Source organism: Serratia plymuthica (genome assembly GCF_018336935.1).
GTDB classification, from domain to species: domain Bacteria; phylum Pseudomonadota; class Gammaproteobacteria; order Enterobacterales; family Enterobacteriaceae; genus Serratia; species Serratia plymuthica_B.
Window position 1 is genome coordinate 2928648 of sequence record NZ_CP068771.1, and the last position, 26633, is coordinate 2955280.

General features: G+C 58.2%; 28 protein-coding genes. 17 read left to right on the top strand and 11 right to left on the bottom strand.

The window, feature by feature from the left end:
* Positions 1–2: 2 nt before the first annotated feature.
* The 6 genes from tcyL to JK621_RS13580 form a co-directional block, all read right to left on the bottom strand.
* Positions 3–665, bottom strand: a complete 663-nt coding sequence (gene tcyL / locus JK621_RS13555) for a cystine ABC transporter permease (RefSeq protein ID WP_013813459.1) — start codon at positions 663–665, stop codon at positions 3–5.
* Positions 665–1465, bottom strand: coding sequence for a cystine ABC transporter substrate-binding protein (gene tcyJ, locus JK621_RS13560; RefSeq protein WP_212556450.1), 801 nt, complete (start codon positions 1463–1465; stop codon positions 665–667). The genes tcyL and tcyJ overlap by 1 nt, the downstream gene beginning before the upstream one ends.
* Positions 1466–1578: 113 nt before the next feature.
* Positions 1579–2571: a D-cysteine desulfhydrase gene (locus JK621_RS13565; protein WP_126528272.1), complete on the bottom strand. Its 993-nt coding sequence runs from the start codon at positions 2569–2571 to the stop codon at positions 1579–1581.
* A 125-nt stretch (positions 2572–2696) separates the two neighbouring features.
* On the bottom strand, positions 2697–3206 hold the full coding sequence (fliZ, locus tag JK621_RS13570; RefSeq protein ID WP_212556451.1) for a flagella biosynthesis regulatory protein FliZ: 510 nt from the start codon (positions 3204–3206) through the stop codon (positions 2697–2699).
* A gap of 57 nt (positions 3207–3263) precedes the next feature.
* A complete protein-coding gene (locus tag JK621_RS13575) occupies positions 3264–3986 on the bottom strand; it encodes an RNA polymerase sigma factor FliA (protein ID WP_212556452.1) in 723 nt (240 codons plus the stop codon).
* 183 nt (positions 3987–4169) lie between these two features.
* Positions 4170–5411 carry a FliC/FljB family flagellin gene (locus JK621_RS13580; RefSeq protein WP_212556453.1) on the bottom strand — a complete coding sequence of 414 codons (1242 nt, stop codon included), beginning with the start codon at positions 5409–5411 and terminating at the stop codon, positions 4170–4172.
* Positions 5412–5692: 281 nt separating this feature from the next.
* On the opposite strand from JK621_RS13580, the gene fliD reads away from it, so the two are divergent.
* The 4 genes from fliD to JK621_RS13600 all read left to right on the top strand — a co-directional run bounded on the left by fliD (position 5693) and on the right by JK621_RS13600 (position 9114).
* Positions 5693–7096: a flagellar filament capping protein FliD gene (gene fliD / locus JK621_RS13585; RefSeq protein WP_212556454.1), complete on the top strand. Its 1404-nt coding sequence runs from the start codon at positions 5693–5695 to the stop codon at positions 7094–7096.
* Positions 7097–7123: 27 nt separating this feature from the next.
* On the top strand, positions 7124–7534 hold the full coding sequence (gene fliS, locus JK621_RS13590; RefSeq protein WP_212556455.1) for a flagellar export chaperone FliS: 411 nt from the start codon (positions 7124–7126) through the stop codon (positions 7532–7534).
* Positions 7534–7902 carry a flagella biosynthesis regulatory protein FliT gene (gene fliT / locus JK621_RS13595; protein WP_212556456.1) on the top strand — a complete coding sequence of 123 codons (369 nt, stop codon included), beginning with the start codon at positions 7534–7536 and terminating at the stop codon, positions 7900–7902. The genes fliS and fliT overlap by 1 nt, the downstream gene beginning before the upstream one ends.
* Before the next feature lie 345 nt (positions 7903–8247).
* Complete coding sequence (locus tag JK621_RS13600) at positions 8248–9114, top strand: helix-turn-helix transcriptional regulator (RefSeq protein WP_212556457.1); 867 nt, start codon at positions 8248–8250, stop codon at positions 9112–9114.
* A gap of 605 nt (positions 9115–9719) precedes the next feature.
* Here JK621_RS13600 and fliE read toward each other — a convergent pair.
* Positions 9720–10034: a flagellar hook-basal body complex protein FliE gene (gene fliE / locus JK621_RS13610; protein WP_212556458.1), complete on the bottom strand. Its 315-nt coding sequence runs from the start codon at positions 10032–10034 to the stop codon at positions 9720–9722.
* Positions 10035–10350: 316 nt separating this feature from the next.
* On the opposite strand from fliE, the gene fliF reads away from it, so the two are divergent.
* The 13 genes from fliF to fliR all read left to right on the top strand — a co-directional run bounded on the left by fliF (position 10351) and on the right by fliR (position 21243).
* On the top strand, positions 10351–12054 hold the full coding sequence (gene fliF / locus JK621_RS13615; RefSeq protein ID WP_212556459.1) for a flagellar basal-body MS-ring/collar protein FliF: 1704 nt from the start codon (positions 10351–10353) through the stop codon (positions 12052–12054).
* Complete coding sequence (gene fliG, locus JK621_RS13620; protein WP_212556460.1) at positions 12051–13043, top strand: flagellar motor switch protein FliG; 993 nt, start codon at positions 12051–12053, stop codon at positions 13041–13043. The genes fliF and fliG overlap by 4 nt, the downstream gene beginning before the upstream one ends.
* Complete coding sequence (gene fliH, locus JK621_RS13625) at positions 13036–13734, top strand: flagellar assembly protein FliH (protein WP_212556461.1); 699 nt, start codon at positions 13036–13038, stop codon at positions 13732–13734. The genes fliG and fliH overlap by 8 nt, the downstream gene beginning before the upstream one ends.
* The gene (gene fliI / locus JK621_RS13630) at positions 13734–15095 is read left to right on the top strand and encodes a flagellar protein export ATPase FliI (protein ID WP_212556462.1); all 1362 of its coding nucleotides are present in this window, start codon (positions 13734–13736) and stop codon (positions 15093–15095) included. The genes fliH and fliI overlap by 1 nt, the downstream gene beginning before the upstream one ends.
* A gap of 21 nt (positions 15096–15116) precedes the next feature.
* A complete protein-coding gene (gene fliJ / locus JK621_RS13635) occupies positions 15117–15563 on the top strand; it encodes a flagellar export protein FliJ (protein ID WP_212556463.1) in 447 nt (148 codons plus the stop codon).
* Positions 15560–16798 carry a flagellar hook-length control protein FliK gene (locus tag JK621_RS13640; protein ID WP_212556464.1) on the top strand — a complete coding sequence of 413 codons (1239 nt, stop codon included), beginning with the start codon at positions 15560–15562 and terminating at the stop codon, positions 16796–16798. The genes fliJ and JK621_RS13640 overlap by 4 nt, the downstream gene beginning before the upstream one ends.
* Positions 16799–17091: 293 nt before the next feature.
* Positions 17092–17574, top strand: a complete 483-nt coding sequence (gene fliL, locus JK621_RS13645) for a flagellar basal body-associated protein FliL (protein WP_212556465.1) — start codon at positions 17092–17094, stop codon at positions 17572–17574.
* Between the two features lie 5 nt (positions 17575–17579).
* The gene (gene fliM / locus JK621_RS13650; protein ID WP_212556466.1) at positions 17580–18581 is read left to right on the top strand and encodes a flagellar motor switch protein FliM; all 1002 of its coding nucleotides are present in this window, start codon (positions 17580–17582) and stop codon (positions 18579–18581) included.
* Positions 18578–18991, top strand: a complete 414-nt coding sequence (fliN, locus tag JK621_RS13655) for a flagellar motor switch protein FliN (protein ID WP_212556467.1) — start codon at positions 18578–18580, stop codon at positions 18989–18991. Before fliM ends, fliN begins: the two co-directional genes overlap by 4 nt.
* Positions 18991–19395 (top strand): flagellar biosynthetic protein FliO, encoded by a 405-nt coding sequence (fliO, locus tag JK621_RS13660; protein ID WP_212556468.1) that lies wholly within the window; start codon positions 18991–18993, stop codon positions 19393–19395. Before fliN ends, fliO begins: the two co-directional genes overlap by 1 nt.
* Positions 19396–19442: 47 nt before the next feature.
* A complete protein-coding gene (gene fliP, locus JK621_RS13665) occupies positions 19443–20168 on the top strand; it encodes a flagellar type III secretion system pore protein FliP (protein WP_212560198.1) in 726 nt (241 codons plus the stop codon).
* A 20-nt stretch (positions 20169–20188) separates the two neighbouring features.
* Positions 20189–20458 (top strand): flagellar biosynthesis protein FliQ, encoded by a 270-nt coding sequence (gene fliQ, locus JK621_RS13670; protein ID WP_126486400.1) that lies wholly within the window; start codon positions 20189–20191, stop codon positions 20456–20458.
* A 2-nt stretch (positions 20459–20460) separates the two neighbouring features.
* The gene (gene fliR, locus JK621_RS13675) at positions 20461–21243 is read left to right on the top strand and encodes a flagellar biosynthetic protein FliR (RefSeq protein ID WP_212556469.1); all 783 of its coding nucleotides are present in this window, start codon (positions 20461–20463) and stop codon (positions 21241–21243) included.
* A gap of 288 nt (positions 21244–21531) precedes the next feature.
* Here fliR and flgL read toward each other — a convergent pair whose 3' ends face one another.
* From flgL to JK621_RS13695, 4 genes are all read right to left on the bottom strand, one after another.
* Positions 21532–22491: a flagellar hook-associated protein FlgL gene (gene flgL, locus JK621_RS13680; RefSeq protein ID WP_212556470.1), complete on the bottom strand. Its 960-nt coding sequence runs from the start codon at positions 22489–22491 to the stop codon at positions 21532–21534.
* Between the two features lie 58 nt (positions 22492–22549).
* A complete protein-coding gene (flgK, locus tag JK621_RS13685) occupies positions 22550–24196 on the bottom strand; it encodes a flagellar hook-associated protein FlgK (RefSeq protein ID WP_212556471.1) in 1647 nt (548 codons plus the stop codon).
* A 274-nt stretch (positions 24197–24470) separates the two neighbouring features.
* Positions 24471–25412: a flagellar assembly peptidoglycan hydrolase FlgJ gene (flgJ, locus tag JK621_RS13690; RefSeq protein WP_212556472.1), complete on the bottom strand. Its 942-nt coding sequence runs from the start codon at positions 25410–25412 to the stop codon at positions 24471–24473.
* On the bottom strand, positions 25412–26512 hold the full coding sequence (locus JK621_RS13695; RefSeq protein ID WP_212556473.1) for a flagellar basal body P-ring protein FlgI: 1101 nt from the start codon (positions 26510–26512) through the stop codon (positions 25412–25414). Before JK621_RS13695 ends, flgJ begins: the two co-directional genes overlap by 1 nt.
* Positions 26513–26633 lie beyond the last annotated feature (121 nt).

A 26633-nucleotide genomic window follows, 5' to 3' on the forward strand; every position in this document is an offset into this window, starting at 1 on the left:
CGCTACTCCTGATCCTGGCGGTTAACGTGGGCTTCCAGGCGATTTTGCAATGCCGAAAGCAGGGTCGCCATCACCCAGTAAATCAACGATGCCGCCAGATACATGGTAAACACTTCCAGCGTACGCGAGGTGATCAGCTGCGCCTGACGGAACAGCTCAGGTACCTGAATGGTCGCCGCCAACGAGGTGTCTTTCACCAGGCCGATGAAACTGTTGCCCAGCGGCGGCAAGGCGGTGCGCGCCGCCTGCGGCAGGATCACCCGGCGCAAGGTTTGCCAGCGCGTCATGCCGATGCTGGCTGCGGCTTCCCACTGCCCTTTTTCAATCGACGAAATCGCCGCACGCAGCGTTTCCGAGGTATAGGCCGCGGTGTTGAGCGACAGGCCAATCAGCGCCGCCGGGAAGGGATCGAATTCGATGCCGAACTGCGGCAGGCCGTAATAAATCATGAATAACTGGGCGATCAATGGCGTACCGCGAAACAGCGACACATAAATGCGCGACAGCCACGACAGCGGCCATAACGGCGAAAGGCGCATCAGCGCCAGCAGAAAACCAAGCAGTAAACCGAGCGCCATGCCCCCCAGACTCAGCTGGAGGGTAAGTATCGCGCCCTTCAATAAAAATGGCGCTGAATCCAGCGCCAGTTGAATACTTTCGTGCATTATTTAGTTACGTCCGCGCCAAACCATTTCTCGGAGATTTTCGCCATCGTGCCGTCTTTTTGCATCTCAGCAATCGCCTGGTCAATCGCTGCCAACAGTTCCGGGTTGTTTTTACGCACCGCGACGCCAGACTCCTGACGAGAGAACGCCGGGCCGGCTACCGCCAGCGTATCGCCGGTTTTCTTCACCAGATCCAGTGCCGCCAAACGGTCGACCAGAATGGCGTTGATACGGCCAACGCGCAGATCCTGGTACTTGGTCGGGTCATCATCATAGGTGCGCACGTCGACGCCCTGCACGTTTTCACGCAACCATTGCTCGTAGTTGGTGCCCAGGCCTACGCCGACCTTCTTGCCCTTCAGATCGTCCGGCTTGGCAATGGTGCCCTCGTTGCCCTTTTTCACCAACGCCTGAATACCGGATACGGTATAAGGCGTTGAGAAATCATATTTCTTCTTGCGCTCGTCGGAAATCGTCACCTGGTTGATCACCACGTCGATGCGCTTCGATTCCAGCGATGCCAGCATACCGTCCCATTTGGTCGGGTTCAGCTTGGCCTTCACGCCGATGTGCTGTGCCAGCGCGTTGGCGAAATCCACTTCGAAACCGGTCAGCTTCCCGTCTTCGCCCTGGAAACTGAATGGCGGATAGGTGCCTTCCAGCCCGACAATCAGCGTACCGCGCTGCTTGACCTGCTGGAGCAGATTGTCAGCGGCATAGGTTTGTGCGCTTAAACCGGCGGTCAGCGCAACGGTCATCACGCCCAACAGCAATTGACGACGAACTTTGGAAAAGATCATAAACACCCCATCTATTGTTTATCTTTTTAATATCAGTATGTTAACAACACTTAAAGCTACAGGAAAGCATATAACTTTATAAATATAGTTCAAAATGGAATAACAAACCGCCGTCACACCTGCGGATGATAGGCAAACAGCGCCGGCGCACCGCCGGTGTGAATAAACAGTATCGGGCCATCGTCGCAAAAACGCTGCTGGGCAATGCCGTCGATCAGGCCAGCCATCGCTTTGCCGGTATAGACCGGGTCCAGCAACACCCCTTCCTGCTGCGCCAGCAGCTGCACCGCCGCCGTCCCCTCTTCGTTAGGCATGCCATACTGCGGCGCAAAATACTCGTCCCACAGTTGGATCGGCGCCAGAGCGTCGATGCCTAACGAGCAGGCCAGCGCTTTTTGAATCAGCTCAACCTTGGGCAATTGGTCGATCACTTTTCGCGAAACCGTAACGCCAATCAGCTCAGTCTCCGGCAGCAGTTGCTGCAGGCCGACCGCCAACCCGGCATGCGTGCCGGCACTGCCGGAAGCCACCAGCACTGAACTGAAAGCGACGCCGCTACGCCGGCTCTGTTCGGCAATTTCCAGCGCGCACTGCACGTAACCCAGCGCCCCCAAGGCGTTGGAGCCGCCCACCGGCACCACATAAGGCCGGAAACCCTGCCCTTCGAGACGCGTCGCCAGGTCGGCCAATTGCTGCTGCGGATCGTGCAACGCTTCGCACATCACGACCTCGGCGTTGAACAGCCCGAGCAGCAGACGGTTGCCGTTGGTGAGATAATTTTCCGCTTGGGTGTCGATCGGATTTTCCAGCAATGCGACGCAGTGCAGGCCGAGTTTGGCCGCGACCGCCGCAGTCTGGCGTACGTGATTGGATTGGATAGCTCCTGCCGTCACCAGCGTGTCCGCGCCCTGCCTTAAGGCATCGGCAGCCAGGAACTCCAGTTTTCTCAGCTTGTTACCGCCCATCGCCATCGGCGTGACGTCGTCACGTTTGATGTAAATTTCGCGGCCAAGGTAGTCTGAAAGGCGAGACAGTTTTTCGAGCGGTGTGGCAGAGCCGACTAAATCGAGGCGCGGAAATTGCGCCAGTTGCTGTTGCAGATTCACAACGTCCCCCAGGGAACAGGTATCAACATCCAAAGCATAGATTTATCAGATGTGGGCTGAATAATCACTCTTTTTGATGATACCCCAAGCGCTGAACCCCCGGCCGGCGCGCCGGGGAGACGGGATCAGTAGCTCTTCTGCCAGGCGATATATTGGTCGTATTTACGCAGGGCAATGCGGTAATTATTGTGTGCGGCGCTGGGCAAATCTTCGATAATGCGCTGATGGTTATTGCTGCTGGCGAACTTGTCCGCCGGATAGTTGCGCGCCACCAGCATTTCGTCCAACCGACGCAAACGCACCACGTATTCGCGGATCGTGCTGTGGTTCATCTCGGTTTGCTCAAACAGATACTGTTTGAAGGCCATAATATCGAAATAGCTCGGGTGGCTGTTGCAGGAAATCTCGCTGCAAAAACGGCATAGAGCGGTCAGCTCATTTTGCACGTTCAGCCAGACATTATCGTCGATCGGCTGGTCCATGCGTGCAATGGCGTCTTTGTTAATGATCTTGCCTCGGAACACCAGGGCCATGCGATCCAATAACTTACCGCACTGTGAGCAATGGGTTTGGCTGTGTTTGTAATCTTTCAAATAACGGCTCAGCGGCCGCTTTTTCAATAATATTCCTGGCATTAGGGCTGTCCGGTTATCGCAACGGTAATCAGGTTGAAGAATAAGGGTCGATTCGCCTCAGTTTTCGGCCGCCAGACGGGCGCGAAGCCGCTTGATCGCCTGGCTGTGCAGCTGGCTGACGCGCGACTCCCCCACCTCCAGCACGGCGCCGATCTCTTTGAGGTTCAACTCTTCCTGGTAATACAGCGTCAGCACCATTTTCTCGCGCTCCGGCAACGCCTCGATGGCGTCGATCACCCGCTGGCGGAGGTTACCCTCCAGCAGATGATGTAACGGGTTGGTCTCTTCGTGCCCTTCCAGCAGCGGTTCCGCGCTTTCGCCATGCTCTTCGCGCCATTCGTCGTAGGAGAAAAGCTGGCTGTTATTGGTGTCCAACAGAATTTGACGGTACTCATCCAGTGGGATATTCAGCGTCTGCGCGACCTCCATTTCACTCGCCGGGCGGCCGAGCCGTTGTTCCAGTTGCCGCATCACCTGCGCCACTTCTCGCGCATGGCGACGCACGCTGCGCGGCACCCAATCGCGGCTGCGCAGCTCATCGAGCATTGCGCCGCGGATGCGCTGTACCGCGTAAGTGGTAAAGGCGGTGCCCTGCAGGGCGTCATAACGCTCGACGGCATTCAACAAGCCGATTCCGCCCGCCTGCAGCAGATCGTCAAGCTCCACGCTGGCCGGCAACCTGACCTGCAGGCGCAACGCCTCATGGCGCACTAAGGGGACATAGCGCAGCCAGAGAGAATTTTTGTCCATCACGCCTTCGGCGGTATACAGATCGCTCACTATGTCTAAAACCTGCGGATAAGAGAGTCAGCGCTATTATCCGTAGGGGGCAAAATGCCAATCGGCTGAACAGTCGCACAAAATAGGCTTTATTTGTGCCATGCATTAACTCCCGGGCGCGCGACCATAAAAAAACCCCGCCGAAGCGGGGTTCTTTACGACAGGTTAATCGCGGAGAGACGATTAACGCAGCAGGGTCAACACGTTCTGGGTAGACTGGTTAGCCTGGGCCAGAACAGAGGTGCCGGCCTGTTGCAGGATGTTGGCACGGCTCATGTTGGACACTTCGGTCGCGTAGTCGGCATCCTGAATACGGGACTGGGAAGCGGACAGGTTGTTCACGGTGCTGTTCAGGTTGTTGATGACAGAATCGAAACGGTTCTGTACCGCACCCAAAGAAGAACGCAGCGAGTCAACCTGAGACAGCGCTTTGTCCAATACCGCCAGCGGGTCATCCGTTGTTGGCGTGGTGCTCATTTCTGCGCCTTTGCTGACTTTACCCGCAGAGTCTACGTTGGCTTTGAAGTATTTGGCGTTTGCGCCAGTGCCTTCCTGGATAACGTAAGACTTGCCGCTGTCGTAAGACTTCAGGTTAGCCGCGTCAGCGCCGGTTGCAGTCACTTCCTGCTTAACGGTGGTGGTCGCGCTGGTGCCGGTCAGACCGGTGGTGTCAGTTGCTGCGATCGCCGTGATGTCACCGGAAGTTTTGTCGATGGTGGCCTTGTAGTTCTTGCCATCGGTGCCTACCGCGTAAACGTCGCCAGTCGCGTCATCTTTGATAAAGCTGGCTGGTGCGGCACCGTTAGCCTGCGCGTTGGTGGTGTTGGTGATGGCGATGTCTTTGCCGTTTGGTACAGTCGTTGCCGCGGCACCCACTTTGGCAGGATCGACGGAGGTCGCAACGCTGAACTTGTCCAGGCCCAGAGTGGAAGAGTTGATGTTTTTCAGATCGATATCGATAGTTTCGTTATCGTTGGCACCGACCTGAATGGTCAGTTTCTGGTCGCCGCTCAGCACTTTCACGCCGTTGAAATCGGTTTGCGCAGAGATACGGTTGATCTCGGACAGACGTTGGGTGATTTCGTCCTGGATAGACTGCAGGTCACTGGAAGAGTTGGAACCGTTCTGGGACTGTACGGTCAGACGACGGATGTTTTGCAGGTTGTCGTTAACTTCGTTCAGCGCGCCTTCGGTGGTCTGCGACAAAGAGATACCGTCGTTAGCGTTACGGGAAGCCTGAGTCAGGCCTTTGATGTTAGCGGTGAAGCGGTTAGAGATCGCCTGACCCGCGGCATCATCCTTGGCGCTGTTGATACGCAGACCGGAAGACAAACGCTCGATCGCAGTGCCCAGAGAAGACTGAGATTTGTTCAGGTTGTTCTGCGCCATCAGCGACAGGCTGTTGGTGTTAATTACTTGTGCCATTGTATGCTTTCCTTACGAATCAGTTGCGATATTCGCATCACGGTTAAAAGGTTCGGGCTTCGTTGCCCACGGCGTCAACCACCGTCCCATCAGGTATCGGCCCTCCCCCTGCAACCTTTAGAAATTTTTTATTTTTTTTTCGCTTTCCGGCAATGGCATAAATAACGCTGTTTTTCCTTCCTCTATTGCGCCATCGGTTTTTTATTTTTTCGGTAAACTTTTTCTCCACTGGGCCGATAAACGCGTAAAGCGAATAAAGTCATTATCAAGGAGAATTACGAATGGCATCGATCAGTTCCTTAGGCATCGGCTCAGGACTCGACCTCAACGGCTTGCTGGACAAGCTGACCAAAGCGGAACAGCAACGTCTGACGCCCTACACCACCCAGCAAACCAGTTACAACGCCAAACTGACCGCTTACGGTACCCTGAAAGGCTCGCTGGAGAAGTTTGATACCCTGAGCAAAGATCTGGCCAAACCGGATTTCTTTAATAACACCACCGCCAGCACCCACGATCAGTTCACCATTACCACCAATGCCAAAGCGGTACCGGGCAACTATGTGGTCGAAGTTGAACAACTGGCGCAGCCGCAAACGCTGACGACTCAGGCGAATATTAGCGATCAGACCACCGAACTCGGCACCTCCGGCGCCAGCGGCCGCACCATCAGCATCACCCAGGGCAACCCGCCCAAGACCGTCGATATTCCGCTGAATGACGATCAAACCTCGCTGCTGGAAATGCGCGATGCGATCAACGGCGCGAAAGCCGGCGTCAGCGCCAGCATCATGCGCGTTGGCGATAACCAGTATCAGTTGGCGTTAAGTTCCTCGACCACCGGCGAAAGCAACAAGATGTCGGTCAAGGTCAATAATGACGCTGCGCTGAACGACATTCTCAATTACGACTCCAGCATCCCCAGCGGCGCCATGAAACAGACCGTTGCCGCGCAGGACGCAAAAATCAAGGTTAACGGCACGGAGATCCAACGCAGCACCAACGCCATTGCCGATGCCCTGCAAGGCGTGACGCTGGATCTGAAAACCAAGACCAAAGACGGTGAACCGCAAAACCTGGTGATCACCAACGATAAAGCCGGCTCCGCCGATAAAATCAAAAGTTGGGTCGACAGCTATAACTCGCTGCTGGACACCTTTAATTCGCTGTCCAAGTTTACCCCGGTGAAAAGCGGCGAAGAGCAGTCGGCGAAGAACGGCGCGCTGCTGGGCGACAACACCTTGCGCGGTATTCAATCTTCGATCAAAAACGCGCTCAGTTCGGCGCAGGACAACCCGGAGTTGAAGGGGTTGGGCAATCTGGGGATCACCACCAATGTGAAAACCGGCAAGCTCGAGCTCGATAGCGAAAAACTGAAAAAAGCCATTGATGATAAACCCGAGCAGGTAGCGAATTTCTTTGCCGGCAATGGCACGGATACCGGCATGGCGACCGAAATCCACAATGAGATTCAAAATTATATTAAAGCCGGCGGTGTGCTCGAGAATGCGACCAAGAGTATCAATACCAATCTCGATCGCCTGAATACGCAAATTACCCGCGTGACAGAAAGTATTCAGAACACCATAGACCGCTATAAGCAACAGTTTGTGCAACTCGATACCATGATGTCCAAACTTAATGGCACCAGTAATTATTTAAACCAACAGTTCTCAAGCAAATAAGAACTTTTTAACCAGGTAATAAATCGCATGTATAACCGTAGCGGAACTAAGGCCTACGCCCAGGTCAGTTTGGAAAGTGGCGTAATGAGTGCCAGCCCGCACCAGTTAATCGTGATGCTTTTCGATGGGGCGCTCAGCGCCCTGTTACGCGCACGCATTCTGATGAATCAGGGTGATATCGCCGGCAAAGGGCTGGCTATATCAAAAGCCATCAATATTATTGATAACGGCCTGAAAAACGGTCTCGACCACGAGCAAGGCGGCGAAATGGCAGATAATCTTGCCGCGCTGTATGACTATATGAAGCGTCGTCTGCTGCAGGCTAATTTGCATAACGACGAAGCGGCGATAGCCGAGGTGGTCAAGCTGCTGGAAAATATTGCTGACGCCTGGCGCCAGATTGGTCCCAATTATCACCCTTCGCAGGATGCCGTCTAATGGAACGTCAACAGCAACTGCTAGCCGCGTATCAGCAAATTTATAGCCTGAGCAGCCAAATGATCGCGCTGGCGCAAAAGGAAAGATGGGAAGACCTGGTCGAGCTGGAGCTCGCCTACGTTCAGGCGGTTGAGAAAACCGCCGACTTTACCGGCAAAACAGGGCCATCAATGGCCCTGCAGGAATTGTTGCGCAATAAGCTGCAGCAAATCCTGGACAACGAAAACGAGCTGAAGCGCCTGTTGCAGCGCCGCATGGACCAGTTGAAAGAGTTGATTGGCCAATCGACGCGCCAAAGCGTGGTCAACAGCACCTACGGTCAGTTTCACGATCGCGCCCTGCTATTAGGAGAACCGCAAATCAGGTGACCCGGCTATAATAACGACATTCCATGGATAAATAGCACCATACGCTATTTTTTCACGAATAAATCAGGATATTAACCCATAATATCTGAATTATTCATACTCATCATATTTTCCACCAGGCCCGTAGAGGTGAATATATTTTCCCCGGTTAACACGGACGCAGCGCGCAGCGCCCCTGGGATACGGATAAATATTACTCCGACACGGACGTTTTCTGTTCAGCAGGAAATTGATTTTTGATAGATAAAACACATCGTTGTACTTCACAGCGGATGGAAAAATGTTGCTCCGACGCCCATCAAAGCGTAAAGATATTCCCAGATAATGGCTGCGAAATGAATATCGATGGAACGTACAATTAATCTTTGTCCTGGGATTGGTGCCTCTGCGCACATCATTCAGCATACTGAATTATTATTCCCTTCAGTTTATTTTGAGCACCCCCATCTGTATCTGGTACAGCAAGGCCACAAACGCGTGCGCTGGCAACAGCAAGAAGTGGTGGCTCATGCGGGAGAACTGTTGATTATCGACGGGGGGCAAACCGTGGATATTATTAATGGCCTCTCCGAGGAAGGCGTATTCAGTTGTCAATTGCTTATCTGCGATCCGCTATTGTTCCACGTGCAGCAAACTCCCGATGAAACTGCCCCGCCGGCCCCGTTCGACGCGGTGTTGGCCTTACGCAACCTGCCCTGCGCGCTGATGCACAGCTTTGAGACCACCAGCCTGGCGCTGGCGCTTAAACAGCGTTTCCCTCCCATCATCATCCGCCACAAGATGCTGGAAATCCTGCTCTGGCTAAAGCAATTCAACATCAGCTTTATTCATAACGAGGCGCGGGATTTAACGCAGCGGGTGCGCCGCTGCCTGGCGACGGATCCGCATAACATCTGGACGGCGGCCAAGGTGGCGGAAAGTCTGTCGATGAGCGAAGTCGTGCTGAGGCGCAAGCTTTCGTTGGAGAACACCGCATTGCGCAACTTGATGATTGACGTGCGCATGAGCAGCGCGCTGACGCTATTGCAATCAACCGACTGGCCCATATCCGCCATATCTCAACACGTCGGATATGAAAGCTCTTCGCGGTTTGCCGAACGTTTCCGCAAACGTTTCGGCTTTGCGCCAACCGCCATTCGCGGGCATCAGCGGATCATGGAACCCGGGGCGATCCAACCCTATCGCCTCCGCCTGATGGAGGCGCCGGAGTGATGCCTGCGCCTGCAAATTAAATCATTGCACAATGAACTCGCCGTTTATGCAGCCGGCGTTAGCGGAAAACAGCCCGGTAAGATAGCATCGGCGAACCTTAATACCGCCAGAGGCGAATCACCGATGCTCAACGAAAAATGGCTGTTTTCCCTTGCCGTATTGCTTGTCGGCCTGTGGCTGCTGGGCCTGCTGTACGAAGAAGACGCTATGCGGATGCTCGCGGGGAAATAAGCCGGCAGGGCCACGCACAGTGGCCAACGACGCTTTAACTTTGTTTAATTAATACCGTGATCAATCCAACTAACACGATCAGTATTAACACACTGAAAAACCGCCATCTGTTCTCACTTTTGCTGCTCATTTTTATTACCTGATAATTAAAATGCCTTAAACTCGCACAATTATAATCCAGTAATAAACGCAGCAATTTGAGACAAAACAGGTTTTTTATACGCTTACTCAGGCAATTGCCGAACGCATTTTTTTGTTTTGTCGTTAAACGACAAAAACCCACATAGGTGGGTTTTCAGGTCAGGCCTTAACCTGCGGTTCTCTCTTCAGGAGAGAATTTAAAATGTTTCCGCATTGGCATTTGCCCCAGCCACTCACACCGCCATGTTCATCACTTCCTGATAGGCGGAAACCAGCTTATTGCGCACCTGCACGCCCATTTGCAGTGAGATGGACGATTTTTGCAGATCGACCATCACGTCGTTCAGGCTGACGCCCGGCGCGCCCAGTTCGAAGTCTTGCGCCTGTTTGCGCGCAGCCTGCTGGGTATCGCTGATCTTGCCGATAGCCGCTTTCAACTCGCCGGCAAAGCTGACGCCCTGCGTCGCCGAATCCTGGCTAATCTGCCCCGCCTGAATCGCCGTGGCCTGCAACTGCTGCACTACCCCTTCAATCCCCTGAATCGCCATTGTGACCTCAATAAAGACGCTGTGCCGGACGTGTTTTCATCAGGCACTACTTTGATGCTGAGGAGCCTACCACAGCGTTTTTATCCTAAAGCGGCTAATTAACTGCAAAAAACCCGGCTTATCGGGCCATCGAAATCGCCCTTAAGGGCAAATAATGGCACGCCCAGAAATGGGAGCGCCGCTATTTAGAAGATATGTGTATCAGGGAGTCTGTTTTGTCACCACACAACGCTAACCACACCGTCCATCAGCCTGGCAGGGAGCTACGCCGTGGCTTGCACCGGATCCTGAGCGACATTGAAGGACACGGCATAAAATGAGTGCTTCAATAACCGCCACCGAAAACCGCGAAGAAAATGGCCTGCAAGCTTTGTGGAACCGCCTGCGCGCCAACCCGAAAATTCCGCTGCTGGTGGCCGCTTCCGCTGCAATCGCCATCGTGGTCGCGTTGCTGTTATGGGCGAAAAGCCCGGATTACCGTGTGCTGTACAGCAATCTTAACGATCGCGACGGCGGCGCCATAGTGACCCAATTGACGCAGATGAATATCCCCTACCGTTTTGCCGAGAACGGCGCGGCGTTGATGATACCTGCGGAGAAGGTCCATGAAACCCGCCTGCGCCTGGCACAGCAGGGATTGCCGAAAGGCGGTGCGGTGGGCTTCGAATTGCTGGATCAGGAAAAATTCGGCATCAGCCAGTTTAGCGAGCAGATCAACTATCAGCGTGCGCTGGAAGGTGAACTGTCGCGCACCATCGAATCACTGGGGCCGGTACAGAACGCCCGGGTGCATCTGGCGCTGCCAAAGCCTTCGCTGTTTGTCCGCGAGCAGAAATCCCCTTCCGCCTCCGTTACCCTGACGCTGCAACCCGGCCGCGCGCTGGATGACGGCCAGATCAACGCCATCGTTTATATGGTTTCGAGCAGCGTGGCCGGCTTGCCGCCGGGCAACGTCACTGTGGTCGATCAGGCCGGCCGCCTGCTGACCCAGTCTGACGGTGCCGGCCGCGATCTGAATGCGGCGCAGCTGAAATACGCCAACGAAGTGGAAAACCGCTACCAGCGCCGTATCGAAGCGATTCTGGCGCCGATGGTCGGCGGCAATAACGTGCGCGCTCAGGTCACCGCGCAAATCGATTTCGCCACCCGCGAACAAACCGACGAAGAATACCAGCCAAACCAACTGCCGAATCAGGCCGCCGTGCGCTCTCAGCAAATGAGTCAAAGCGAGCAACTTGGCGGGCCGCAGGTTGGCGGCGTACCGGGCGCGCTCTCCAATCAGCCCAGCGCGCCGGCTACCGCGCCAATCGAAACCGCCAAACCCAACGCCGCCGGCAATAACGCCAACGCGGCCAAACCGAATTCCACCACCACCCGCAGCACCGCGGCCAACGGCAGCGGGCCACAGAATACCCGTCGCGATGAAACCACCAACTATGAGGTCGATCGCACCATCCGTCATACCCAGCAGAAAGCCGGCACGGTACAGCGGCTGTCGGTGGCGGTGGTGGTCAACTATCGCGGCGTCGATAAAGACGGCAAACCGCTGCCGATGAGCAAAGAGCAACTGACGCAGATCGAATCGCTGGTACGTGAATCCATGGGCTTCTCCAGCAGCCGCGGCGATACCCTGAACGTGGTCAACACGCCGTTTACCGATACCGAAGTCACCGGTGGCGAGCTGCCGTTCTGGCAAACCCAGAGCTTTATCGATCGTCTGTTCGACGCCGGCCGCTATCTGCTGGTGTTGCTGGCGGCCTGGCTGCTGTGGCGCAAGCTGGTACGCCCGCAACTGCAAAATCGCCAGGCCGTGCAACAGGCCACGCTTGCCGCCGCCAACGCGCCGATGGCCAAGCCGGTCGACAGCAATAAACAGAGCAACGAGGAGCTGGCGCAGCACAGGAAATCGCAGCAGCGCGTCAGTGCAGAAGTCCAGAGCCAGCGGATCCGCGATCTGGCCGATAAAGACCCGCGCGTGGTCGCTCTGGTAATCCGCCAATGGATGAGTAACGAATTATGAGTCTGACCGGAACCGAAAAAAGCGCCATCCTGCTGATGACGCTGGGCGAAGATCGCGCCGCCGAGGTGTTCAAACACCTCTCTTCGCGCGAGGTGCAACAGTTAAGCGGCACCATGGCCAGCATGAGCCAGGTCTCGCACAAACAGCTGAGCGAAGTTCTGCGCGAGTTCGAAGACGACGCCGAACAGTACGCGGCGCTGAGCGTCAACGCCAGCGACTACCTGCGGTCGGTGCTGGTCAAAGCGCTGGGTGAAGAGCGTGCCTCCAGCCTGCTGGAAGACATTCTCGAATCGCGCGAGACCACCACCGGCATGGAAACCCTCAACTTTATGGAGCCGATGAGCGCCGCCGATCTGATCCGCGACGAACATCCGCAAATCATCGCCACCATCCTGGTCCATCTGAAGCGCGGCCAGGCGGCAGACATTCTGGCGCTGTTCGACGAACGCCTGCGCAACGACGTGATGCTGCGCATCGCCACCTTCGGCGGCGTGCAACCGGCGGCGTTGGCGGAGCTGACCGAGGTGCTGAACAACCTGCTCGACGGCCAGAATCTCAAGCGCAGCAAAATGGGCGGCGTACGCACCGCAGCCGAGATTATCAACCTGATGAAAACCCAGCAGGAGGAAGCCGTTATCGATGCCATGCGCGAATACGACGGCGAGCTGGCGCAGAAGATCATCGACGAGATGTTCCTGTTCGAAAATCTGGTGGAAGTCGACGATCGCAGCATCCAGCGCCTGTTGCAGGAAGTGGAAGGCGAATCGCTGCTGGTCGCGCTCAAAGGGGCGGAACAGCCGCTGCGCGAGAAGTTCCTCAGAAACATGTCGCAGCGCGCCGCCGACATTCTGCGCGACGATTTGGCCAACCGCGGGCCGATGCGCATGTCGCAGGTGGAGAACGAACAGAAAGCCATCCTGCTGGTTGTCCGCCGTTTGGCGGAGAGCGGCGAAATGATCATCGGCGGTGGCGAGGACACCTATGTCTGACAGCATTAACACCCTGCCCTGGCAACCCTGGTCACTTAACGATCTGCTGGAACCAAAACCGGCCATCGAACCTTTGCTGCCGGTTGAAACGGACGCCCTGCCGCTGGACGACAGCGCCGACCGTCAACAGCAATTGCTCCAGTTGCGCCTGCAAGCGGAACAGCAAGGCCAACAACTGGGTTATGCCGACGGGCAGCAAAAAGGCTACGACGCCGGGTTCCAGACCGGGATGGAGGAAGGCCGCCAACAGGGCTTGCTGGAAGCCCAGCAACAGCAACAACCGCTGACCGCGCACTGGCAACAGTTGATAACCGAGTTTCAGCACACGCTGGATGCGCTCGACAGCGTGATCGCCTCGCGCCTGATGCAGTTGGCGCTGACCGCCGCCAAACAGGTGCTCGGCCAGCCGCCGGTATGCGACGGTACCGCCCTGCTGGCGCAGATCCAGCAGTTGATCCAACAAGAACCGATGTTCAGCGGCAAACCGCAACTGCGCGTGCACCCGGACGACTATCAACGCATCGAACAGCAACTGGGCGCCACGCTCAGCCTGCACGGCTGGCGGCTGTTGGCGGACGGTCAACTGCATCCCGGCGGCTGCAAGGTCAGCGCCGAAGAAGGCGATCTCGATGCCAGCCTGGCGACGCGCTGGCACGAACTCTGCCGCCTGGCTACGCCGGGAGACGTGTAATGACCGCTCGCCTCGGCCGCTGGCTGTCCTCGTTGGATACGCTGGAAAAACGCATCGCTTGCACGCCTGCGGTTCGCCGCTACGGCCGCCTGACGCGCGCCACCGGGTTGGTGCTGGAAGCCACCGGCTTGCAATTGCCGATCGGCGCCACCTGCCTGATCGAACGTCACAACGGTGGCGAGGTGCAGGAAGTGGAGAGCGAAGTGGTCGGTTTTAACGGCCAGCGGTTGTTCCTGATGCCGCTGGAAGAAGTGGAAGGCATAGTGCCCGGCGCACGGGTTTACGCCCGCGTGGCGCCGGAAGGACAAAGCGCCGGCAAGCAACTGCCGCTCGGCCCGGCACTGCTGGGCCGGGTGCTGGACGGCAGCGCCAAACCGCTCGACGGCCTGCCCGCACCGGAAACCGGCTATCGCGCCCCCTTGATTACCGCCCCGTTCAACCCGCTGCAACGTACGCCGATCGAACAGGTGCTGGACGTCGGCGTGCGCACCATCAACGGCCTGCTGACCGTCGGGCGCGGCCAGCGCATGGGGCTGTTTGCCGGATCCGGCGTCGGTAAAAGCGTCTTGTTAGGCATGATGGCGCGTTACACCCAGGCCGACGTGATTGTCGTCGGACTGATCGGCGAGCGTGGCCGCGAGGTCAAAGACTTTATCGAGAACATTCTCGGCGCCGAAGGCCGAGCGCGCTCGGTGGTGATCGCCGCCCCGGCGGACGTCTCGCCGCTGTTGCGCATGCAGGGTGCCGCCTACGCCACACGCATCGCCGAGGACTTCCGCGATCGCGGTCAGCACGTGCTGCTGATTATGGACTCGCTCACCCGCTACGCCATGGCGCAACGCGAGATCGCGCTGGCCATCGGCGAGCCGCCGGCCACCAAAGGCTATCCGCCCTCCGTGTTCGCCAAACTGCCGGCGCTGGTGGAACGTGCAGGTAACGGCATCAGCGGCGGCGGTTCGATCACCGCGTTTTATACCGTACTGACCGAAGGCGATGACCAGCAAGACCCGATAGCCGACTCGGCGCGCGCCATTCTCGATGGCCACGTGGTGCTGTCGCGCAGGCTGGCGGAAGCGGGCCATTACCCGGCAATCGACATCGAAGCCTCCATCAGCCGCGCCATGACGTCGCTTATCGACGAAGAACACTATCGCCGGGTGCGCAATTTCAAACAGATGCTGGCCAGCTATCAGCGTAACCGCGATCTGATCAGCGTCGGTGCCTATGTAGCAGGCAGCGATCCGCTGCTGGATAGGGCCATGACGCTGTATCCGCAGATGGAGGCCTATTTGCAGCAGGGCATTTTTGAACGCAGCGGTTACGACGACGCCTGCCAACAGCTACAGCAGATGATCGCTTAACGTCACAAAAGGCTGAACCCGATGAAACCACAGTCACCTCTGATTACCCTGCGCGATCTGGCTCAGGATGCGGTTGAACAGGCTACGCAGCAGTTGGGCCAGGTGCGCAAGGCGCAACAGGCGGCTGAGCAGCAGCTTTCCATGCTGCTCAATTATCAAGACGAGTACCGTCAGAAACTGAATCACCAGTTGAGCGACGGCATGGACTCTTCACACTGGCAAAACTACCAGCAGTTTATCGGCACGCTGGAGCAGGCGATCGAACAACATCGCAACCAACTGATGCAGTGGGGCCAGAAAGTGGACCACGCAATGAAGCAGTGGCAGGACAAACAGCAACGGCTGAACGCCTTCGACACTCTGCACACCCGCGCCCAAAGTGCGGAACGGCAGAGGGAGAACAAACGGGATCAAAAACTGATGGATGAGTTCGCTCAACGCAGTTCACAAAGGAATCTACACCCATGAACCTGAATGCCGTGCCGGGCGGCGTAGCGCCCGGCGACGTCGGCGGGCTGCCGGACGCACAGTTGTCGCTGGATGACTCGCCGCTTTCCTCGGCCTTTGCCCTGCTGCTCGGCGCTCGCACGCTGCCGGCCGACAAAGATGAGGGCAAGCTGCCGCCGATATTGCCGAACGCAGAAGATGACAGCGCACCGGCGCTGAGCCGCCCCCCGCAAAACCCACTGCTGGCCGCCTTCGGCGAGCGCGATGGGCTGCTGTCGCCGGCCTTGTTGAAGGATGTTCAGCTGCCGGCGGTGTCGGTCGGCGATGACCAACCTCAGGATGAAAAACCGGATATCGCCCTTCGTCCTGCCGGGGAGATCGACGCCGCCACGCTGCAGGCGCTGTTCGCCATGCTGCCGCTGGCCGTTACCCCAGCCACGCCGATCGCCGCCGCAACGGGGCCAAACCTTGAAGGCGAGCCGGACCCGGTGCACCCTGCCGCCCTGCTGAGCGCCGCGCTGAACCAACAGCCCAATGCCGCAGGCACCCCGATGACGCCGCCCGCAAAAGCCACATCGCCGGTGACCGAAAAACCGCTGAACCTTGACGCGCGCACCGACGGCCCGCAGCCAACCGCGGCCCCCCATGACCAGCCGGATGCGCCAGCGCTAAAACTCAGCGCCGATACCCAGCATCAGGCACCGGTCAATCACCTGATGGCGCCGCCGGTCGCCAGCCCGGTCGTGGCAACAACGCCGAACGCTTCCCTGGTCACCGCCCCGCCGACGCCGCAATTAAACGCCCAGCTTGGCAGCCCCGAGTGGCAACAGGCGTTGAACCAACAGGTGTTGATGTTCCATCGCAACGGTCAGCAAAGCGCCGAACTGCGCCTGCACCCGCAGGAGCTGGGTGCGTTGCAAATCACCCTCAAACTGGACGAGAACCAGGCACAGCTGCACATCGCTTCCGCACACGGCCAGGTGCGTGCCGCCGTAGAAGCCGCCATGCCGCAACTGCGCCATGCCCTGGCGGAAAGCGGCATCAATCTGGGGCAAAGCAGCGTTGGCGGAGAGTCCACGCCGCAGTGGCAACAGCAGGCACAGCAGCAGGCACAGCAGCAGGCTCCGGATGAGCAAGGTCGACCGGCCTACCGCGATAGCCACGGCGAGCGCGATCCGGCCGCCGAAACCCTCATCGTCCCGGCACAATTGCAGGCGATGGCCCGCGCCGTCAGCGGCGTCGATATTTTCGCCTGAGCGGCGGCAAACGCCCAAGCTGGCACCCATTTGCGCGTCTATTCAGGCTATTGCACGCCGCGATAGACGCGATAATACCTTTACCCGTCATACTTGAAGCTGCACCTTTGTTGGCTGCATTTGCGCGCCCCAGTCACATAGTTACCTATGCTCTAGGGGACTTACAAATTTGCCGCCGCGATGCAGCCCCAATTATTTTGGGTAAATTATGTCGTGCGTGCGGCTTTGCCGCGCGCTATGCCCGGCAGCGGTTCGCAGACTCTCGGGTGTCACTACAGGAATTTGATTTAACTATGTCTCAAAACACCCTACCGGCAGCACCGAAACGCCCCCTTCTGGTCATCCTGCTGGTGTTGATTGCAGTCCTCGCCTGCGGCGCGGCAGGCTACAGTTGGTGGCAACTGAAACAACACAAAGACGGCGCTCAACCCGCCACCAAAACACTGCCGCCGGCTGCGCCGGTGTTTATGCCGTTGGACACCTTTACCGTCAATCTGGTTACGCCGGACAACAACCCCGATCGCGTGTTGTATATCGGCCTGACGTTACGCTTGCCGGACGAAAACACCCGCCGCCAGATGAACGATTTTCTGCCGGAAGTGCGCAGCCGCCTGTTGATGCTGCTCTCCCGTCAGGAAACGGGCCAACTGAGCAGTGAACAAGGGAAACAGCAACTGGTGGCGCAGATTAAGGACGTGCTTAGCCCGCCGCTGGTTAAGGGACAACCGAAGCAGGTGATCAGCGACGTGCTGTTCACCGCCTTCATATTGCGGTAATCACTATGGGCGACAGCATTCTTTCACAGGCAGAGATCGACGCCTTGCTCAACGGCGACAGCGCGGGCGATGAACCCGCAGCGGTGGTCAGCAACGAGAGCGAGGTCAAGCCGTACGATCCGACCACCCAGCGCCGAGTGGTGCGCGAACGGCTGCACGCGCTGGAAATCATCAATGAACGTTTTGCCCGTCAGTTCCGCATGGGGTTGTTCAACCTGTTGCGCCGCAGCCCGGACATTACCGTCGGCCCGATCAGGATCCAGCCGTATCACGAATTTGCCCGCAACCTGCCGGTGCCCACCAACCTCAATCTGGTGCACCTGAACCCGCTGCGCGGCACTGCGCTGTTCGTGTTCGCGCCAAGCCTGGTGTTTATCGCCGTCGATAACCTGTTCGGCGGCGACGGCCGCTTCCCGACCAAGGTGGAAGGCCGCGAGTTCACGCCGACCGAACAGCGGGTGATCAAACGCATGCTGCGCCTGGCGCTGGATGCCTATGGCGACGCCTGGAGCGCGATTTACAAGATCAATGTGGAATACGTGCGCGCCGAGATGCAGGTGAAATTCACCAATATCACTACCTCGCCGAACGACATCGTGGTCACCACCCCGTTCCAGGTGGAAATCGGTGCGCTGAGCGGTGAATTCAACATCTGCATTCCGTTCGCGATGATCGAACCGCTGCGCGAACTGCTGACCAACCCGCCGCTGGAAAACTCACGGCAGGAAGACAGCCACTGGCGTGAAACGCTGGTGAAACAGGTACAACATTCCGAGCTGGAGCTGATTGCCAACTTCGTCGATATCCCGATGCGGCTGTCAAAAATCCTGAAGCTGCAGCCGGGCGACGTACTACCGATTGATAAACCGGAACGCCTGATCGCCCACGTGGATGGCGTACCGGTTCTGACCAGCCAATACGGCACGTTAAACGGGCAGTACGCCCTGCGTGTTGAACATTTGATTAACCCTATTTTGAATGCTCTGAGTGAGGAACAGCCCAAATGAGTGATCCTAAGCAACCGTCTGGCGAAGGAAAGGAATCCGTGGACGATCTGTGGGCTGATGCGTTTAACGAGCAGCAAGCGACCGACAACACGTCAGCAACCGACGCGGTGTTCAAATCGCTGGAGGCGCAGGATGCCGTCGGCAGCCTGCAGGATATCGATCTGATCCTGGATATCCCGGTCAAGCTGACCGTGGAATTGGGCCGCACCAAAATGACCATCAAAGAGCTGCTGCGTCTGTCGCAGGGTTCGGTCGTCGCATTGGACGGGCTGGCGGGTGAACCGCTGGACATCCTGATCAACGGTTATCTGATCGCCCAGGGCGAAGTCGTGGTGGTGGCCGACAAGTTCGGCGTACGCATCACCGACATCATCACCCCGTCCGAACGCATGCGTCGCCTGAGCCGCTGATGAACCCAGGCTCCGCCGTGCCCGGCCAGGGCACACTGCAACCCGCCGCGCCGGCGCTGCCGGCCGGTTCGGTGCTGACGCAGGTCAGCGCTGCGCTGGGCGGCATTCTGCTGCTGATCCTGTTGGCCGGCTGGCTGTTCCGCCGCCTGGGGTTTGCCCCTCAGGCGCGCAACAGCAAACTGCTCAACCTGCGCGCCAGTTGCCAGGTCGGGCAGCGTGAGCGCGTGGTGGTAATTGAAGTGGACAATACCCTGCTGGTGCTGGGCGTGACCGCGCAGCAAATCACCCCGCTGCACCAGTTGCCGGTTCCCGCACAGGACAGCAGCGCAGCCGACGCCGCACCACCGGCTGATTTTCGCCAGTTGATGCAAAAAGTTCTGAAACGTCCGGAAAAATCGGCATGAAACCCATCGTTCATTATGTCGCCTCGCGTTACCGGGGCGGCAAGAATATGCTCTGGCTGGCCGCCGGCCTGCTGCTTGTCAGCCCGGCGGCCTTGGCACAGTTGCCCGGCCTGATCAGCCAACCGCTGGCCAATGGCGGCCAAAGCTGGTCGCTGCCGGTACAGACGCTGGTGCTGTTGACGTCACTCAGCTTCCTGCCCGCCATGCTGCTGATGATGACCAGTTTCACCCGAATCATCATCGTGCTCGGGCTGCTGCGCAACGCGCTCGGCACCCCCTCGGCGCCGCCGAATCAGGTGATGCTCGGCCTGGCGCTGTTCCTGACCTTTTTCATCATGTCGCCGGTCTTCGACAAGGTCTATCAGGACGCCTATCTGCCGTTCAGCCAGGACAAAATCAGCCTGGACGCGGCGCTGGATCAAGGCTCGCAGCCGCTGCGCGAGTTTATGCTGCGCCAGACGCGCGAAACCGATCTGGCGCTGTACGCCAGGCTCGCCAACCAGCCGCCGCTGGCCGGGCCGGAAGCGGTGCCGATGCGCATTCTGCTGCCGGCTTACGTCACCAGCGAGCTGAAAACCGCGTTCCAAATCGGCTTCACGGTGTTTATTCCGTTTCTGATTATCGATCTGGTGGTCGCCAGCGTGCTGATGGCTCTGGGGATGATGATGGTGCCGCCCGCCACCATCTCGCTGCCGTTCAAACTGATGCTGTTTGTGTTGGTGGACGGCTGGCAATTGCTGCTCGGCTCGCTGGCGCAGAGTTTCTATTCGTAACCCGCCTCAAAGGAAACATGATGACACCTGAATCGGTCATGGCGCTGGGCACCGAGGCGATGAAAGTGGCGCTGGCGCTGTCCGCCCCGCTGCTGCTCGCCGCGCTTATCAGCGGCCTGGTGGTCAGCCTGTTGCAGGCCGCCACCCAGATCAATGAAATGACGCTGTCGTTCATTCCCAAAATTCTGGCGGTGGTCGCCACTATCGTGGTTGCCGGGCCCTGGATGCTGAACCTGCTGCTGGACTATATGCGCACGCTGTTCAGCAACCTGCCGAATCTGATTGGTTAGCCATGCTCACCCTTGACAGCGCACAGTTCGGCGTCTGGCTTAGCCACTATTTCTGGCCGCTGCTGCGCATTCTGGCGCTGATCAGCACCGCGCCGGTGTTCAGCGAAAAACAAATCGGCAAAAAAGTGAAAATCGGCCTCGGTGGCCTGATCGTCATCCTGATCGCCCCTGGGCTGCCCACCAGCACTGTCCCCATTTTCTCCGCCGCCGGGTTGTGGCTGGCGGCCCAGCAAATCCTGATTGGCGTGGCGCTCGGGCTGACCATGCAGTTCGCCTTTGCGGCGATACGGCTGGCCGGCGAAGTGATCGGCATGCAGATGGGCCTGTCGTTCGCCACCTTCTTCGATCCCAGCGGCGGGCCGAACACGCCGGTGTTGGCGCGGTTGCTCAACTTGCTGGCAATGCTGCTGTTCTTGAGCTTTGACGGCCACCTGTGGCTGATTTCCCTGCTGGCCGACAGCTTTCATACTCTGCCGATCCAGCCCGCCCCTCTGAACGGCAACGGTTTTCTGGCATTGACCCAGGTGGGTTCGCTGATTTTTATCAACGGCATGATGCTGGCGCTGCCGCTGATTTGCCTGCTGCTGACGCTGAACATGGCGCTCGGCCTGCTCAACCGCATGACGCCGCAGCTGTCGGTGTTCGTCATCGGCTTCCCGGTCACCATGACCATCGGCATTATGACCATCGGCATGATGATGCCGATGCTGGCGCCGTTCTGCGAGCACCTGTTCGGCGAATTCTTCGATCAGTTGGCCAGAGTAATAGGTGGGATGGTGAGCTGAGGAAAAAAAGGCACGTCACGCCAACATGAATGGGGGCAGCGTGACGTGCCAAACAGTGTGCCCGGTTTCAAGAGTTCCCCACCGCAGTGTTACAGCGATAACGTCCTCTAAGCACACCCAAATAGATACCCGCCATGGTTTCACGGCAAATGTTTATCATTGCCATACCCTATGGATTTCGAGTTGCATCCAGGCGGCAAACGCGTGCATCTCCAGGAGCTTACTCAAGTAAGTGACTGGAGTGCATGCGAGCGGCCAACAACGCTGCAACTTGAAAGACGACGGGTATTAGCGGTTCATTTGAAACAGCGACATCCCCTGCATATCACCGAAGGTTTTGTACGATGCCTGCAAGGCCGCCTGCTGCATGAAGTAGCTCGAAATCGACTCGGTCAGATCGGCATCCACCAAGGCGCTCATTTGCGTTTGGTTGATCATGTCGCGATCCTTGCCAATACTGTCCAGCGTATCCATTTCCTGCAGTTGGTTACCCAACTCGGCGCGCACGCTGAGCACCTTGTTATAGGAGTTGTCCAGCCCGCGATTGGCCTTGGCCATCGCGTCGTTCACTTGCTGTTTGGTAGCGTCGTCCGCGCCATCGAGCGGGGTTTTCAACGCTTTCAGCGCGATATCGATGCTTTCAAACACGTTGGACACCGATGCGCTGCCGTCCGGCTCCGGCTTGGGGTTGCTGGTCAGCGACATGAATACCGTATCGCCGGTATGGCCGACCGTCATGGTGCGATTGGCATCCACTTTCTGCTCGACCGGCGTATTGCCGCCCACATAGCTGACCGAACCGCCGTTGTTCGCAAACGGCGGCTTGTCATTCTCAAAGCCGCCAAACATAAAGCGGCCATTGCCGTCGGTGCTGTTGGCCTGGTTAAGCAATTGGTCTTTCAGCCCCTGCAACTGGGTAGCCAGCGAATCGCGATCGTTGTCGCTTTTGGTGCCCCCGGCATTGACGATCAGCGCTTTCATATCCGAAATGGTGCTGGTCGCACCGGCCAGTACCGTCTCTTCCATCGACACGCTCTGGCGGGCAAAGGTGCGCGCCAGCGCATATTGGGTGTTTTCCGACTGGGACTGGGCCAGCATCACCGCCTGCGACGCCGCCAGCGGATCGTCGGACGGATTGCTGACTTTTTTGCCGGTGGAAAGCTGTTCTGCCGCCTTCATAAACAACGACTGATTACCGGTAATGCCGGTCATGTTCTGTTGGTACATCATGCTGGTACTCATACGCATGGTGCGGGTTCCTCAAAATCAGCGGCCGGAGCCGTCGTGGCTCCGGTTAAAATGAAAATCAACGGATATTCAGCAACGTATCGAACAACGTGCTGGCGGTCTGAATCACCTTTGAGTTCGCCATATAATATTGCTGGAAGCGCAGCAGCTCGCCGTATTCTTCATCCAGGTTGACCCCTGAAATTGACTGCTGTTGGTTTTCCAACTGCTTGACGATGTTGCCCTGAGAGGTGGCGCTCACCTTGGCGGACGCGGTCTGATTGCCGACGCTGCTGACCAGGCTGGCGTAAGCGCCGCTGAAGGTGGCCTTGCCATCGACCAATTTTTGGGTTTGCAGATCAAGCAGCTTCTTGGCGTTTTCATTGTCGCCGCGGCCGCTGTCATCTTTGCCGGCGGCAGCGATGTTGGCGGAATCGGTGATGGCGACCTTCAGGCTGCCCGCCACGTCGCTGACCGGCTTGACGGTAAAGCTGTCATTCTTTTGCGCAGTGCCGTCAATACCGACTTTCAGGCCGTCAAAACTCAACGTCGGGTTGCCGGCGGCGTCAGTGCCTGCCGTGGCGTTCACTTTGACGTTATCCGGCAGGCGGCTCACCTGCCAGTTGCTGCCGTCAAATTCCACCCGGTAATCATTGGCCTTCACCTTGCTGGTGTCGGTATAGGATACCGATAGCGCGGCATCGCCGGTATTGCGGCTGTTGTCCACTGCGCGGGCGCCGCCGAAGCTGAAGAAATCCGTGCCGGCATCGCCGTTGAGATCGAACCCGGCGCGGTGTTGCTGGTTGAAGCTGTCCGCCATCGCCAGCGCGAGTTGCCCCAGTTGGTTGCGGGCGCTGTCCAGCGATTCGCTGCGGAATTTCAACACGCCGCTGACGCTGCCGCCGGTGATTTGGCCTTCCGGTATTTCGCTGGCGCCGTTGCCGCGGTCATAGCCCATCGTCAGGCGTGAAGGATCGCCGCTGGTAGGCACCGCCGCGACCTGGTAAGCATTGTTGCCCTGCACCAGCGTCAGGCCGTTGGCGAACGAAACGGTGTAGGCATCGCCGTCCTGCTGGGTCACCTGTACGCCAACCACTTTGTTCAGGTCGGTAACCAGTTGGTCGCGCTGGTCCAACAGCGCATTGGGCTCGCCGCCGCTGCCGCGCAAACGGGTGATCTCTTCGTTCAGTTTGGCGATCTGCTGGCTGTAGCTGTTGATCTGCTGCGCGCTGTCGCTGAGCTGCTGATTCACGCCGCTGTCCATGTCGCGCAGGTATTTGTCGGTATTGTTGAACTGATTGACCAGGCCATTGGCCTTGCCCAGCACCGTCTGGCGCGCGGCGTCATCGCCGGCGTTGCTGACCAGGTTTTGCAGGTTGCTGAAAAAATCCTGCATGTTGGTCGACAAGGTGTTGGTCTTGCTGGCCAGCAGGTTATCAATCTGCGAGATTTTTTCGAAATAGGCGTCCTGCGCCCCCGCCTGGCTCTGCGCCCCGCGCAACTGGCTGGTGATGAACTGGTTATATTCCCGGTTGACGCTGGTGACGGTGACGCCGTTGCCGATAAAACCGCTCATGGTGCTCATGCCACCGTTTTGCGCCAGAATCGCGGTCTGCCGGTTGTAGCCCGCCACATTGTAATTGGAAATGTTGTTACTGACGGTGCTGAGCGCCACCTGCGCCGCATTCAGCCCGCTCATGGCGGTATTGATTAAGCTGTTGGACATAGAAGTTCCTTTTACTGCGGCGCCGGTGGCCCGCAGGAGTCAATTAATCTGCCGAGCCGTTCGCCCAGCCTGTCTCGGTTATCGGCAAAAACGGGGAAAACTTGAGGTGTGAAAGAGCCGCCCTGGCTCTTTTGTTTTTCATTACTGAAATCCCCAAAATAATTGGCGTTGTAGCCAGGCGGCAAGCAAGGGGATCCCCGGGAGATTGGTCAACCAAGTGACCGGGGTACGCTTGTGCAGCCAACGCAGCTACGGCGTCAAGAATGAAGGGGATTCAGAACAGATCCTTCAGGTCGTGGGTATAGGCTTTTACCACCTGCTCGCCGGCGTTTTTCATCTGCTGGATCACGCTGACCAGCTTGTTGGCGTATTGCGGGTCGGTGGCGTAACCGGCCTGTTGCAGCGCATGCGCCGCCTGCTCAGGGCTGCGGGCGGCGGCCACGTCGGCGTAGCGCGGATTATTGGTCAGCAGCTTGACGTAGTCGGCAATCGCCTCGACGTAAGAGCCATAAACCCGGAACCGTGCCTTGACCTTCTTCGCCGCCCCCTGCTCAAACTCGGTGGTGGTGATCTCGGTCACCGGGCCGTCCCAACTGCCGCCCGCCTTGATGCCGAACAGGTTGTAACTCTGCGAGCCGTCGGCGGTCGGGATCTCGCGCTGGCCCCAACCGGATTCCAGCGCCGCCTGCGCCACAATCAGCTGATGCGGAATGCCGCTCTGCTGGCTGGCGACGCGTGCCGGGATCGACAAACGGGCGACAAAGTTGCCGCTGTTGAGCGACAGCGGCGCGGCGGCCGGCGCTTTCGGCACCGCACGGCGAATCATCTGTTCCAGCGCCTGGTTCGGCAGCGTTTGCAGCACTTCGTTGTCCAGCGCCATCGGCGACATACCCGCCGTTTCGCTCGGAACGGCATTGGCATTGGCCATCTGCTTCACCATCATATCGGCCAGCCCCAGCCCCTTCTGCGACATCTGCTGGGCGATCTGCTGGTCATACATCGAGGTGTATAGCCGCGACTGGTCGCTGCTCAGCACCCCATCCTGCGGCAGCGCGGCACGCATGCTTTTCAGCATCATCTGCACGAACATGCCTTCAACCTGCTGCGCCACCTGCTTCAGGTTGCCCTGCGGATCGGCCGCTGCGTCGCGTTTCAGGCCGTTCAGCGCCTGAGCGTCATAAGCGGCGCCCGACATCGCCATCAGATCGCCGGCCATCAGATAATTTCCAGCTTGGCTCGCAGACAGCCGGCGCTTTGCATCGCCTGCAGGATCGACATCAGATCGATCGGCGTGGCTCCCAACGCGTTAAGCGCGCGGATCACGTTGTTCAGGCTGGCGCTGGCGTTAACCTTCTGCAGCGAACCGCCCTGCTGTTGCACCGAAATCTGGGTATTTGGCGTCACCACGGTTTGCCCGCCGCCAAGCGGCGTGTTCGGCTGGCTGACGGTATTTTGCCGATCGACCACCACCGACAGGTTGCCCTGCGCCACCGCACAGGAATCCAGGATCACGTCGCGGTTCATCACCACCGATCCTGTGCGTGAATTGATGATCACCTTGGCGTCAATCGCCCCGACGCTGACGTTGATGTTCTGAATTTCCGCCAGGAAACGCACCTGCGAGCTGTTGCCCTGCGGCACCAATACCTGAATGGTGCGGGCGTCCAGCGGCGAGGCGGTGCCGCCGCCGCGCTGGCGGTTGATGGCGTCGCTGATCTGCTGCGCCAGCGTGAAGTCTTCGCTATTCAGTTGCAGGTTAATCACCCCGCCGTTGCCGAAGGTGGTCGGCAACTCGCGCTCGATAGTCGCACCGTTGCTGATGCGCCCCCCCGCCAACTGATTGACCTGCACGCTGCTGCCGCCGGACGCCGCGCCTGCGCCGCCTACCAGCACGTTGCCCTGCGCCAGCGCGTAAACCTGGTTATCCACGCCTTTCAACGGCGTCATCAGCAAGGTGCCGCCGCGCAGGCTTTTGGCGTTGCCCATCGAGGAGACCACCACGTCGATGTTCTGCCCGGTGCGCGAGAACGGCGGCAGCTTGGCGGTGACCATCACCGCTGCCACGTTTTTCAACTGCATATTGGTGCCCGGCGGCACGGTAATGCCCAGTTGCGACAGCATGTTGCTCAGGCTTTGGGTGGTGAACGGCGTTTGCATGGTCTGATCGCCTGAACCGTCCAGCCCCACCACCAACCCGTAACCTATCAGGGCGTTGTCACGCACTCCCTGCACCGTCACCAGATCGCGGATGCGTTCCGCCGTCACCGGCAGGCTCAGCGCACCAATCACCAGCGCCATTAGAAATCTCTTTAACATTGGAACCTCATTCGCCTTACCCACAAGGCGTTATTGTCGCGGGCAGTTGGGGGCAGGCAGCACGCAGTACGTGACGGCCCCGGGCACTGCCCCACCTCAAAATGGCAAGTAAAATAGCCCG

Coding starts and splice junctions, on each gene's coding strand:
- tcyL (WP_013813459.1), bottom strand. CDS start 665: ATGCACGAAAGTATTCAACTGGCGCTGGATTCAGCGCCATTTTTATTG.
- tcyJ (WP_212556450.1), bottom strand. CDS start 1,465: ATGATCTTTTCCAAAGTTCGTCGTCAATTGCTGTTGGGCGTGATGACC.
- fliZ (WP_212556451.1), bottom strand. CDS start 3,206: ATGCCAGGAATATTATTGAAAAAGCGGCCGCTGAGCCGTTATTTGAAA.
- JK621_RS13580 (WP_212556453.1), bottom strand. CDS start 5,411: ATGGCACAAGTAATTAACACCAACAGCCTGTCGCTGATGGCGCAGAAC.
- fliD (WP_212556454.1), top strand. CDS start 5,693: ATGGCATCGATCAGTTCCTTAGGCATCGGCTCAGGACTCGACCTCAAC.
- fliS (WP_212556455.1), top strand. CDS start 7,124: ATGTATAACCGTAGCGGAACTAAGGCCTACGCCCAGGTCAGTTTGGAA.
- fliT (WP_212556456.1), top strand. CDS start 7,534: ATGGAACGTCAACAGCAACTGCTAGCCGCGTATCAGCAAATTTATAGC.
- JK621_RS13600 (WP_212556457.1), top strand. CDS start 8,248: ATGGAACGTACAATTAATCTTTGTCCTGGGATTGGTGCCTCTGCGCAC.
- fliE (WP_212556458.1), bottom strand. CDS start 10,034: ATGGCGATTCAGGGGATTGAAGGGGTAGTGCAGCAGTTGCAGGCCACG.
- fliF (WP_212556459.1), top strand. CDS start 10,351: ATGAGTGCTTCAATAACCGCCACCGAAAACCGCGAAGAAAATGGCCTG.
- fliG (WP_212556460.1), top strand. CDS start 12,051: ATGAGTCTGACCGGAACCGAAAAAAGCGCCATCCTGCTGATGACGCTG.
- fliH (WP_212556461.1), top strand. CDS start 13,036: ATGTCTGACAGCATTAACACCCTGCCCTGGCAACCCTGGTCACTTAAC.
- fliI (WP_212556462.1), top strand. CDS start 13,734: ATGACCGCTCGCCTCGGCCGCTGGCTGTCCTCGTTGGATACGCTGGAA.
- fliJ (WP_212556463.1), top strand. CDS start 15,117: ATGAAACCACAGTCACCTCTGATTACCCTGCGCGATCTGGCTCAGGAT.
- JK621_RS13640 (WP_212556464.1), top strand. CDS start 15,560: ATGAACCTGAATGCCGTGCCGGGCGGCGTAGCGCCCGGCGACGTCGGC.
- fliL (WP_212556465.1), top strand. CDS start 17,092: ATGTCTCAAAACACCCTACCGGCAGCACCGAAACGCCCCCTTCTGGTC.
- fliM (WP_212556466.1), top strand. CDS start 17,580: ATGGGCGACAGCATTCTTTCACAGGCAGAGATCGACGCCTTGCTCAAC.
- fliN (WP_212556467.1), top strand. CDS start 18,578: ATGAGTGATCCTAAGCAACCGTCTGGCGAAGGAAAGGAATCCGTGGAC.
- fliO (WP_212556468.1), top strand. CDS start 18,991: ATGAACCCAGGCTCCGCCGTGCCCGGCCAGGGCACACTGCAACCCGCC.
- fliP (WP_212560198.1), top strand. CDS start 19,443: ATGCTCTGGCTGGCCGCCGGCCTGCTGCTTGTCAGCCCGGCGGCCTTG.
- fliQ (WP_126486400.1), top strand. CDS start 20,189: ATGACACCTGAATCGGTCATGGCGCTGGGCACCGAGGCGATGAAAGTG.
- fliR (WP_212556469.1), top strand. CDS start 20,461: ATGCTCACCCTTGACAGCGCACAGTTCGGCGTCTGGCTTAGCCACTAT.
- flgL (WP_212556470.1), bottom strand. CDS start 22,491: ATGCGTATGAGTACCAGCATGATGTACCAACAGAACATGACCGGCATT.
- flgK (WP_212556471.1), bottom strand. CDS start 24,196: ATGTCCAACAGCTTAATCAATACCGCCATGAGCGGGCTGAATGCGGCG.
- flgJ (WP_212556472.1), bottom strand. CDS start 25,412: ATGGCCGGCGATCTGATGGCGATGTCGGGCGCCGCTTATGACGCTCAG.
- JK621_RS13695 (WP_212556473.1), bottom strand. CDS start 26,512: ATGTTAAAGAGATTTCTAATGGCGCTGGTGATTGGTGCGCTGAGCCTG.